Origin of the sequence: Aerococcus sp. Group 2 (assembly GCF_905125285.1) — a bacterium.
GTDB lineage: Bacteria > Bacillota > Bacilli > Lactobacillales > Aerococcaceae > Aerococcus > Aerococcus urinae_E.
This window is the reverse complement of sequence record NZ_CAJHPA010000002.1, coordinates 39997-51650: the sequence shown is the minus strand read 5'-3', so window position 1 is coordinate 51650 and position 11654 is coordinate 39997. Positions and strand designations below refer to the sequence as shown.

Sequence of the window (11654 nt, the reverse complement as noted above, 5' to 3'; positions counted from 1 at the left end):
TTACTGACCTTTTCATCTTTTCCTCCAAGGAATCTCCCTCCCTGATCCTTCCTCACATCCTTTCCAAATGGGTTATTTTCTTGTTCTGTGATATAATGAGAAAGAAATTTTGTAAAGTTTGCTTCGGCATGCGCTAAGGATTTATAAAGGATAGATTGCATGATTAAACTTATTGCTATTGACTTAGATGGAACCTTATTACGCGATGATAAGACCATTAGTGAAGCCAATGCTTCTACCATAAGAAGAGCAGTGGAAGCGGGGATTGAAGTGGTGATTTGTACCGGTCGTCCCATTGAAGGCATTCAATTTGCCTTGGACCGCTTTAACATGAATACTGCTAAACACTTCTCCATCACCTATAATGGTGGCTTAGTCTTACACAACGATTCTCGTGAGATTATTTCTGAAACCATTATGACAACGGCTGATGTGCTTCGCATTTATGACATGATGTATGGTCTCGATTTACCCATTGATGCGGTAGATATCGATACCGTCCACCGTCTCAAGTACCCCAAGGACTGGCCGGGCCACTATGACCAACAGATGCCTTTTCTTCCCTTTGTTCATTTTGATTTGGATGCTTTGGGGATGGACCACCATTTTTATAAAACCGTGACCAATACCCCTAAGGAACATATTGAAGACCAGCTATCAAAATTGCCTGACTGGCTTTATCAAGACTATTCCGTCATGCGCTCTCACGGCCATCAGTTAGAAGTGATGCCTAAGGGTGTGGATAAGGGGCAAGGCTTGGCAGCCTTGGCCAATTATTTAAAGATTGATGTTAGCGAGGTCATGGCCATTGGTGATGAAGAGAACGATAAGGCTATGTTACAATGGGCAGGAACTGCCGTTGTCATGGCTAATGGCAATGAAACAATAAAAAAATATGCTGACTATATTACCAAATCCAATATGGACGATGGGGTTGCCCATGCCATTGAAGAATTGGTATTGAAGTCGTAAGGGAGTGAATCAATTTGGGTTTATTTGATCGTATTAAACAAGCCTTTACCGGTGAAGATCCGCTAGTCGCTGAACAAGCTAAGAACCGGGAGGAAGAAGAAGAGAAGATTGTCTTTGAAAAGTATGACAAGGGCGTCGAGAAAACGCGGAAAAGTTTTTCCGAGCGCATGAATGACCTTTTTGCTGGTTTTCGTGAGGTCGATGAAGAATTCTTTGATGATTTAGAAGAAGCCTTGATTACTAGTGATGTTGGCTTTGATATGACCCTGGCTCTATCAGATGCCGTTCGCGAAGAAGTGCAAAGACGGAATGTGACCAAGGGAGAAGATGTTAAAAATACTGTTATTGAGGAAATGGTCAAGATCTATGAAAAGGGTCAGGACAACTCCGTTGCTTTAAAGGAAAATCCCGATGGGCCAACTGTGATGCTCTTTGTTGGGGTCAATGGGGTTGGAAAAACCACCACTATTGCCAAGGTCGCCCACCATTATATCAGCCAGGGTAAGAAAGTTCTCCTAGCTGCTGGTGATACCTTCCGGGCTGGAGCGGTAGAACAGTTAAATTCCTGGGGCCAAAGGGTCGGAGCGCCGGTGGTTAGTGGTAAGGCCAATGGTGACCCTTCTGCCGTGGTCTATGACGCTGTTCATAAGGCGGTCAGTGAAGACTATGACTATCTATTAATTGACACGGCTGGTCGTTTACAAAACAAGAAGAACTTGATGAATGAATTGGATAAGATGAACCGGGTCATTAAACGGGAAATCCCTGATGCTCCCCATGAAACCTTATTGGTTCTGGATGCCACGACAGGACAAAATGCCCTGGTACAAGCCAAGGAATTTAATAAAACCGTCGATATTACCGGCTTAGTTTTAACCAAATTAGATGGAACCGCCCGTGGGGGAGTTATCTTTGCCATTCGTTATGAGCTAGACCTACCAGTGAAGCTGATTGGACTAGGCGAAGGGATGGATGATTTACAACCATTTGATGGGGAAAAATTCATTTATCAGTTGGTCAAAGATGTCGTCGAAGTCTAAAAGTGTTGAGAGTCTGGGACAAAAGTCTCAGACTCTTTTTCTGCCGCCTAATCTTAAGGGGATTTTACTGGCCTCTGCATTGACTTTCCCTAAGGACTTCGGTATTCTTAAAGATTGTAAGCTAGAAGCAATCTAGTGATGGAGGCAAATATGGAAATTCAAAAGACTAATGAAATTAACCGCTTACTGGACTTCTATTACCAGTTATTAACCAAAAAACAACAAGATTATATTAGTCTTTACTACCAAGATGACTACTCCCTCGGTGAAATTGCGGCCTATTTCGATGTCAGTCGGCAGGCCGTTTATGATAACATTCGTAGAACGGAAAAGACCCTGGAAAATTATGAGTCCCGCTTACACTTAGCCTCTGACTACCGTAAGCGGCAAGCGGCGATCAAGGAGCTCAGGGACTATGTCAAAAAGAACTATGCTCAAGATGATGAACTCAAACAAACAATAGATAAGTTACTAATAATGGATGATAAAGAGGTGTAAGGAATGGCTTTTGAAAGTTTATCGGACCGCCTGCAAGGAGCGGTAGAAAAAGTCGGTAAAAAGGGAAAAATCTCCGAAGGCGACTTGCGAGAAATGATGCGGGAAGTGCGTTTGGCCTTACTAGAGGCTGATGTTAACTTTAAAGTGGTAAAAAACTTTGTTCGTAAGGTCCAAGATAAGGCCCTAAATAGTGATGTCTTAGAATCACTAAGTCCAACCCAACAAATTGTTAAAATCGTCGATGAAGAGTTGACTGAATTATTGGGTGGCGAGCAAGTTGGCGTTAACTATAATGAAGATGGACCAACAATTATTATGATGGCTGGTTTACAAGGGGCTGGTAAAACCACCACGGTGGGTAAACTAGCCAATCACTTACGGGAAGAAGACCATCGCAAACCTCTCTTAGTGGCCGCCGACGTCTACCGTCCTGCTGCAATTGACCAGTTAGAAACCATTGGCCGTCAGCTGGACTTACCGGTCTTCCAACTAGGTAACCAAGTGAGCCCTGTTGAGATCGCCCAAAAGGCGGTCGTTTATGCCAAAGAGAATAACTACGATACTATCTTTATCGATACTGCCGGGCGCTTACAGATCGACCAAACTTTGATGGATGAATTAAAGAACATCCAAGCAGCTGTTCATCCCGATGAAATTCTTCTCACCGTTGACGCCATGAGTGGTCAAGAAGCTGCTAATGTGGCGAAGACTTTTGATGAAGAATTAGCACTCTCCGGGGTTGTCCTGACTAAATTAGATGGGGATACTCGTGGTGGTGCCGCCTTGTCGATTGCCTCTATCACTGGCAAACCGATTAAATTTACCGGGGTCGGGGAAAAATTAGAAGACATTGAAACCTTCTATCCTGACCGGATGTCTAACCGAATTTTGGGTATGGGGGACATGATGACCCTAATTGAAAAGGCCCAAAAAGAATTTGATGAAAAAGAAGCCGAAGAGATGGCAGCTAAGATGCAGGCCAATACTTACGACTTTAATGACTTCGTTAAGCAAATGGATCAAATGAACAAGATGGGCTCATTTGAAAGCATCATCAAGATGATACCGGGCTTAAATAAGATACTACCGGTTGATAAGTTAAACATCGACCCTAAAGATATGGTCCGTACCAAGGCCATTATCCAGTCCATGACTGATTATGAACGGACCCATCCGGATGAAATTAACCAAAGCCGGCGCCGGCGGATTGCTAAGGGATCAGCAACCACGGTCAACCAAGTTAACCAATTGATTAAACAATTTAACCAAAGTCGGACTATGATGTCAGCCATGACCAATGGGGATATGAGTTCCTTATCTTCCCTAATGGGGGGCATGCCTAATGGAATGGGTAATATGCCTAATATGCCTGGTATGGATGGTGGCCGTCGCAAGAAACAGCGGGCTCAAGAACTAGCAGCAAAACACATGAAGAAGAAATTAAATAAGCAACGTAAAAAACGTGGCAAAAAAGGGTAAATGTGAAGGAGACTAGTGGGATAAATGAAATTCGTTGAAATAGCAGCAGATGATTTTGACAAGTGGATCAAGCAATTAGGCCGCAGTAACCACTTGCAATCGCTAGACATGGCGCGCTTAAAAGCCGCCCGGGGCCGAGAAATTCATTATTTAGCCTTAGCAGACGACCAAGATCAGATTCTAGAAGCCTGCATTTTGGCCAACTTACCTACCCATGTGGGTGGGGCCTTTGAATTAGAAGGCTGGCTACCTGGAGATTTAAGCAATCGCGACCAAATTATTACTTTCTTGAATGGAGTTAAGGATTTTGTCAAGTCTCATAAGGGGATCTCCTTACTCGTGAAGCCAGATGTTGGGATTATTGTTACTGATGAAAAGGCACAAAACCCCAAAAAGATTAATGAAGATCTGGTTTCCTGGATTCAAGCAGCAGGCTTCACCTACCATTACCAAGACAAAAGACCAGAATTTGCGGGGTTTGACTGGAATTATAAGAAGGATTTGACTACAGTTGACCCCAACAAGGTGGAAAAATCCTACCTCCATGGCGCCCAACAATCCCTCAAACAAGCCCATAAGTATAGTACCGTGGTCCGAGAGATTACTGGAATTGAAGAAATGCCGCGCTTCTATGCTTGCTATGAGGAGACTTGTCAGCGATTGGGGATTGCGCCTAAGGAATACCCATACTTTGAAGAAGTTTACCAAAACATTGGCAGTGCGGCCCGCTTTGTCATTGCGGAAATTAACTTCAAAGACTACCAAGCTAGTTTAATTGAACGTCAAGAGGAATTAGAAGGAATCTTAGCGGACTTAGATGAAGATCTGGCTAAAAATCCCAATAGCCGCAAAAAGAACAACCAAAGACGGGAATACCAATCCCAATATGACGCTCAAGTGAAAAAGATTGCCGATGCCCAAGTCTGGGTGGACCAAGCCAAAGAAGAACAAACCGTTTTAGCAGTGGCTCTCTTTATTGAGAGTCCTTACGAGATGACCTATCTCTATTCGGGTTCAGATGAGGAATATTCCATCATCAATGCTCCTTATCTCATCCAAGATCAATCCATCAAGCTGGCTATAGACCATGATATTCCGGTCTATAATTTCTTAGGCATCAGTGAGCCTTTTGACGAGAATAACGGCTTGCTTCATTTTAAACAATCCTTTAACGGCTATGCGGAAAGAAATATTGGGACCTTTACCTGGTCACCACACCCCCACTTCCTCGCCCTCTATGAGAAGGTCAAACGTCTCCTTGGTCGCTATAATTAAGCGCCTTGACTCTGAGTGAATAAAAAATAGCTTTCAAAAATCAAGCAGGATAATGAGTCAAATACTTAAGTCGATGATTGATTAAGTTTGGGAGACTATATTCAAATTACCTATTAACAAGCTTCGCTTCTAGCGAGGCTTTTTTAGTGGAAATGTAAATGATTTGCTATGTTTTTTTAGATAGGGTATTTTAGTAGTTAGTCAGTAATCACATTCAGGGGGAGGTTGGTCATTTTTATGCAAGTGTTTTCCTATTTAAAGAGTTATCGCTGGCGGATTTTGCTAGTGATTGCTTTAACTTTTGGTAACGCCCTAGGGGAATTATTTTTACCACGCTTAATGGCTGAAGTGGTTGACCAGGGGGTGGCTCAAGGGGATACCTCATTTATTTTAAAAATTGGGAGCTTGATGCTGGTGGTCGTGCTGTTGACAGTGATTTGTCGGGGATCAGCGGCCTTTCATTCTGCCAAAGTTGCTATGGGTTTTTCTCGCGATGTCAGACATGCTATCTATACCAAGGTCAACCATATGACCTTTGATGACACCGAACATTTTGGCATTTCATCCTTAATCACGCGAACGACAGACGATGTCAGCCAGGTAGAACAAATGGCGCTTATGGGACTAAGGCCTTGGGTGCGTGGTCCGCTCATGTTCATTGGGGGCCTGATTATGGCCATGTTAACCAACATGCAATTATCCGTTATTATATTATTGAGTATTCCCTTTTTATTTTTGGGGATGTGGGTCATTATCAAGAAGGCCCTCCCTTATTTTCCCCGTTTACAAGGGAAGTTAGACCGGATCAACCTGCTCTTTCGTCAACGTTTGACCGGTTTAAAGGTGATTCGGGCCTTTAATAAGAATGACTATGAAGAAGCTGTCTTTAGTCAAGCCAATGATGAATATTATCAAATCGCCTTAAAGGTCAACAATTTAATGATTACGGTCATGCCGATTCTTTCCACGGTTTTAAATCTAGGAATTGTTGCCATTGCCTATTTTGGGGCTCATTTAATTAGCCAGGGAAGTTTAGAGATTGGTGGGTTAATGGCCTATCTCCAGTATATTACCCAGGTGCTAACGGCTTTAATCATGATTTGTAACTTACTTACTATGTTGCCACGGACCGTGACCTCAACGGAAAGAATCAGTGAAGTTTTAGCTTATCCTCAGGCAGAAATGATTGGTGAGAACTTACTTACCGAACCCATTAGTCGGGTAGAAGCTAAGGATTTGACTTTTTACTATCCAGGAGCGGCCTTACCTGCCCTAGATAAGATTAATTTCTCTTTAAGTAAAGGGGAAAGCCTAGGGATCATTGGTGGAACCGGGTCAGGGAAATCAACCCTCTTAAAACTCCTCTTACAGTTTTACCCACCCAGTGAGGGCGAGCTCTTAATCAATGGTCAAGCCATTGAAAGTTTAGCGCCGGGATCAGTCCGCCAGTATATCTCTTATATTCCCCAACAGAATTTCTTCTTTACCAAGACTGTGGGGGAAAATCTATCTTATGCGGATGAATCCGTCACCGATGCTGCTATGGAGAACAACCTAGATATCGCTCAGTCTAGGGACTTTTTATCTGATCGTCCTTTAGCTGACCGCATGGTTCGAGGTGGGGTCAATTTTTCCGGTGGGCAACGCCAACGCTTGGCCATTGCCCGGGCTCTTAGCCGCCGGGTACCTCTCTACTTATTTGATGATTCTTTTTCAGCTTTAGACTATCAAACGGATTATCAATTGCGCCAAGCCCTAAAAGATAACTTGGGCGATGCCATGTTAATCATTGTGGCGCAAAGAGTGGCCACCATCCGCCATGCCGATAAGATCCTGGTCTTAGATGAGGGCAAGGTCAGTGCATATGGCAGCCACGAAGAGCTTATGAAGCATTCTAAACTCTATCGTGAAATTGTTATTAGTCAAGGGGAGGAGGATGACATCCATGGCTAGGAAGAAACACCAAAGTAGCCAAGCTAATTTGCTCCGTTTAATCAAGCATTTAGGCAAGTACCATTGGTTGCTCATTTTTAGCTTGTTAGCGACTATTGTGATTGCAGCCTGTGATATTATCGCTCCTCGGATTATGGGAGACTTAACCAATGGCATTGCAGCCGACATCAGCCAGGGCCAGGCCATTAATTTTGACCAGATCAAGGTCTTCTGTCTCTATCTTATTGCCATCTACCTGGTCCTGGGCCTTTTCCGTTACTTTCAGGGTCGCTTGCTGACCTATTTGGCCCAATCCTTTATCAAGGAATTGCGCCAAGCCGTCTCAAAAAAAATCAAGAAAATCCCCCTGTCCTTCTTCGACCAACAATTGACAGGTGACTTATTGAGTCGGATGACCAATGACATTGAAAGCTTGGGACGTAATATCCAGCAAAGTATTGACCAAGTCTTTTATGGAGCCATTCTCTTAGTCGGCATTTTGATTATGATGTTGAGAATTTCAGTCACCATGACGGGAATTTTCTTTATTACCATCCCGCTGTCCTTTTTTGCAACCCGCTTCATCACCTCACGGTCGCAGAAATATTTTCGGGCCAAGGCGAAGGGCCTGGGAGCTATTGTGGGCTACATTGAGGAAAGTTTCACCGGGACTGACCTGATTAAGGCCTATAATTATCAAGATCGGGCTGACCAAGAATTTCAACGCTATAATAACCATCTCTATGAAGTCTCCTATCATGCCAGTTTTATGGCGGGGATCTTACTGCCAGTGATGACCTTTATCAGTAATATTGGCTATGTGGCCATTGCCATTGTGGGAGGGTTACTTGTCCTAGGACAGAGAATTTTAATTGGGGATGTCTTGGCTTTTATCCAATATAGTCAAAAAATTACCCGGCCCATTAATACCATTGCCGAAATGGCTACTCTTCTCCAAGAAACCCTGGCCTCGGCCGACCGGATCTTTGAATTATTAGATGCTCCCGAAGTGGTTGAGGATACCACTTATGAAATAGAGCCGCCGATTGAAAGTATTGTCTTTGACCATGTTGGCTTTGCCTATGAGGAAGAGATGATTATTAAAGACTTGAATCTCCAGGTTGAAAAAGGTCAAACTATAGCGATTGTAGGACCAACCGGGGCAGGAAAATCGACCCTGATTTCTTTATTGTTGCGGTTCTATGATGTTAACCGCGGGGCGATTCGCGTCAACGGTATTGATATCCGCCAAGCTAGCCGGGAAAACCTGCGTCAGTTTTTTGGCATGGTGCTTCAAGATACCTGGCTCCAGCAGGGGACCATTGCGGATAATATCCGTTATGGGGCCGAGGGAGCTAGCGATGAAGAAGTGGTTCAAGCAGCCAAGGATGCTCATTGCTATCACTTTATTCAAAGCTTGCCTGATGGTTTCAATACCCTCTTAAATGAAGAAGCCAATAATATTTCCCAGGGGCAAAAGCAATTAATTACCATTGCTCGGGCCTTTATCTCTAACCCCGAAGTCATGATCCTTGATGAAGCCACCTCGTCAGTGGACACCCGTACAGAACAACTTATCCAGTCAGCCATGGCTAAGCTCATGCAAGGGCGGACCAACTTTGTCATTGCCCACCGCTTGTCTACCATTGTGGAAGCTGATAAAATTCTGGTTCTAGATCAAGGGGATATTGTTGAACAAGGAAACCATGAAGAGCTGCTAGCAAAAAATGGCAAATACGCCCAACTCTACCAAAGTCAATTTAATGACTAATGAATAGAGTGCGAGGTGACGAAAAAAAGTGAAACGCTGGAAGAAATATGCGGTAATCCTTGAAAAGGATTGCCAAATATTTCTGAAGCGGAGTTCACTTTTGTCACCGAGCAGATTTGAAAAGGATGTGAGGAAGGATCAGGGAGGGCGATTCCTTGGAAGAAAAGCTGATAAGATCAGCTTGCTGATCGTTCAACTTTTCTGAAAGGACATCCCCTCACCCTTCCGAACTCAACTAAAGAGTGCGACAGTCAGGCTAAATAACAAAATTGCTGGGAAATAAGCCCAGCTTTTTTTATGTATCAAGCTTTGTAAAAAATGCCTTTCAAAAGTCGATTTTGCTCTAGGGTAGGGCTAACTTTTGAAACATTTTTCTTATCTTTCTATTTCTGTATTCTTTGGGGCTGTGCTATTATTAAAGCGAGAAAAGAAGGGGGTTGTTGGTAGGATGGGAAGTCTGCTCTTTCTATTAGGAGTCCTGGCTTTAATGGTAGCTTTAATGACTAGAGAGTATCTCTTTATGGGCTTAATAAGCCTGATTCTCTTTGCTCTATACTTTTATTTCTTTGCCAGCGCTTCTTGGCTGGCTATAATTTTATTGGTTTTAGGATTTTCTCTTTTGGCCTTTGAATTTATTTTACCCACGATGGGCCTTTTAGGCGTGATGGGCTTAGGGGTGATTTATCTGTCCTTATGGCTATTGCAGGGAAATTGGCTAAGGGCCTTAATAGACGGTACCCTAGCCTTAGCAATTGCCCTAGTCACGGTCTTAATTTTTACCCGCTTGGGTTTTCAATTGCCTTTTACTAAGAAAATAGTTTTAGACACTTCACTGACTGAAGCGGAGGGCTTCCAGTCCTTAGCTGATTCATCTAAATATCTCAACCAAAGGGCTATCGCAGTAACTGATTGCCGTCCAGTGGGCAAGGCTCGCTTCTCTAATGGGGAAATTCTCGAAGTCCTTAGTCAGTATCACTATATAGAGAAAGGAAGCGAAGTGACAGTCGTTAAGGTGAAGAATGATCGCTTGCTGGTCGCTGAAATAAAATAAGCCTATCAGGTAAAAATTGTTTAAGTTGGGAAAAGTAATACAGAAAGGATGGCAGCACATGACTAACCTACAAGCTGGAACCTTTTTAATTATGATGGTTCTGCTCTTGACATTAATTATTCTCTTTTTTGTTTTTGTGCCTATTGGTTTATGGATCACGGCCTATTTTTCTGGAGTTAAGGTAGGAATTGGAAATCTGATTGGTATGCGTTTGCGTCGGGTGAATCCTTCCCGCATCATTAAACCAATGATCAAAGCCACTAAGGCTGGTTTAGCTATTGATATTAATGAACTCGAAGCGCACTATCTGGCAGGTGGCGATGTGAATTCGGTGGTTGACGCTTTGATTGCAGCCCAAAGAGCCAATATTGACTTGGAATTTAAGCAAGCGGCCGCCATCGATTTGGCTGGTCGTGATGTTTTTGAAGCTGTCCAAGTCTCAGTTACCCCTAAGGTCATTGAAACCCCAATTATTGCTGGGGTAGCCCGTAACGGCATTGAGGTCAAGGCTAAGGCCAAGGTTACTGTTCGCGCCAATATTGAACGCTTGGTTGGTGGGGCAGGAGAAGAAACCATTATTGCCCGGGTTGGTGAAGGTATTGTCACCACAGTGGGGAGCTCACAAAATCACTCAGAGGTCTTGGAGAATCCAGATTCCATTTCCCAAACTATCCTCCGCAAGGGACTGGACTCAGGAACTGCTTATGAGATTTTGTCAATTGATATTGCTGATGTCGATGTCGGAAGAAATATTGGCGCGAAATTACAGGCTGAACAGGCGGAGGCTGATAAACGAATTGCCCAAGCTAAGGCAGAAGAACGCCGAGCTTTAGCGGTCGCTGAGGAACAAGAAAATGTCGCCAAGACCCAGGAAATGCGCGCTAAGGTGGTTGAAGCTCAGTCTAAGGTTCCCCTAGCTATGGCCAGTGCCTTAGAATCAGGCCACTTGGGAGTTATGGACTATTATCGGATGCAAAATGTTCAAGCGGATACTGATATGCGTCAATCCTTAGCCCATGAGGATAAGTCAGGTGATAAATAATGGATAAGGCAGAGTGGAGGCAGCTTTTTAAAGAAGTGAAATTTGCCTGGTCCCTCATCAAAGAAGAAATAGCTCATTCTGACAACCAAGGGGACAAAGCCCTCCAGGACGAAGAAGATCAGAAGGAAGAAAACAGTCAAGTGATTGTAAGTGAGGATGAAGCTAGGGAGGAGATCTCTCCCAAAAGCCAGCAAGATTCTTCTCGTCCGCCTCACTTGACTAAGTCTAATCGTCAAAGCATTGCCTTAGAAAGAGGCAAGCAGGACCTGAAGGCAAAAATCCTCAAGCTAGCTGACGAGGCTGAGGATTTAGCCTTGGATAAAAAGCAAGCAGAGCCTAAGCAGACCAATGCTGTTGACTTTGATTTGATTGCCAAAGACGAACAAGCCTTCAAGGATTATTTAGACCGCGAGCTGCGGGAAACTTATGCGGATCTTGATGATTTTCAAGATCTTCCCCTAACAGATGAGGAACAGCCCTCTGTTTTAACCACGGCTAAGCCCCGCCTTTCTAAAGAGAATTTAGGTCAGGCCATTCGCTATAAAGAAATCCTTGACCGGCCCAAGGGGTGGTAAAAAACTGGGAGGTTTCGGT

At 43.7% G+C, this 11654-nt stretch carries 10 protein-coding genes; all 10 read left to right on the top strand.

Annotated features, from left to right (window positions below):
• The first annotated feature begins 159 nt into the window (after window positions 1–159).
• The 10 genes from JFU01_RS02625 (at window position 160) to JFU01_RS02580 (ending at window position 11635) form a co-directional block, all read left to right on the top strand.
• Window positions 160–972, top strand: a complete 813-nt coding sequence (locus tag JFU01_RS02625) for a Cof-type HAD-IIB family hydrolase (protein WP_195856584.1) — start codon at window positions 160–162, stop codon at window positions 970–972.
• Between the two features lie 14 nt (window positions 973–986).
• Entirely contained in the window at window positions 987–2012 is a 1026-nt protein-coding gene (gene ftsY / locus JFU01_RS02620; protein ID WP_195856585.1) for a signal recognition particle-docking protein FtsY, read from the top strand.
• A gap of 150 nt (window positions 2013–2162) precedes the next feature.
• Window positions 2163–2510: a putative DNA-binding protein gene (locus JFU01_RS02615; RefSeq protein WP_111821317.1), complete on the top strand. Its 348-nt coding sequence runs from the start codon at window positions 2163–2165 to the stop codon at window positions 2508–2510.
• 3 nt (window positions 2511–2513) lie between these two features.
• The gene (ffh, locus tag JFU01_RS02610) at window positions 2514–3989 is read left to right on the top strand and encodes a signal recognition particle protein (RefSeq protein ID WP_195856586.1); all 1476 of its coding nucleotides are present in this window, start codon (window positions 2514–2516) and stop codon (window positions 3987–3989) included.
• Between the two features lie 24 nt (window positions 3990–4013).
• On the top strand, window positions 4014–5264 hold the full coding sequence (locus JFU01_RS02605) for a peptidoglycan bridge formation glycyltransferase FemA/FemB family protein (protein WP_195856587.1): 1251 nt from the start codon (window positions 4014–4016) through the stop codon (window positions 5262–5264).
• Between the two features lie 237 nt (window positions 5265–5501).
• Window positions 5502–7217 carry an ABC transporter ATP-binding protein gene (locus tag JFU01_RS02600; protein WP_195856588.1) on the top strand — a complete coding sequence of 572 codons (1716 nt, stop codon included), beginning with the start codon at window positions 5502–5504 and terminating at the stop codon, window positions 7215–7217.
• Window positions 7210–8967, top strand: coding sequence for an ABC transporter ATP-binding protein (locus JFU01_RS02595; RefSeq protein WP_195856589.1), 1758 nt, complete (start codon window positions 7210–7212; stop codon window positions 8965–8967). Before JFU01_RS02600 ends, JFU01_RS02595 begins: the two co-directional genes overlap by 8 nt.
• 448 nt (window positions 8968–9415) lie before the next feature.
• Entirely contained in the window at window positions 9416–10018 is a 603-nt protein-coding gene (locus JFU01_RS02590) for a hypothetical protein (RefSeq protein ID WP_440201601.1), read from the top strand.
• A gap of 58 nt (window positions 10019–10076) precedes the next feature.
• Window positions 10077–11060, top strand: a complete 984-nt coding sequence (gene floA, locus JFU01_RS02585; protein ID WP_111851786.1) for a flotillin-like protein FloA — start codon at window positions 10077–10079, stop codon at window positions 11058–11060.
• Entirely contained in the window at window positions 11060–11635 is a 576-nt protein-coding gene (locus JFU01_RS02580; RefSeq protein ID WP_195856591.1) for a hypothetical protein, read from the top strand. The genes floA and JFU01_RS02580 overlap by 1 nt, the downstream gene beginning before the upstream one ends.
• Window positions 11636–11654: the final 19 nt, after the last annotated feature.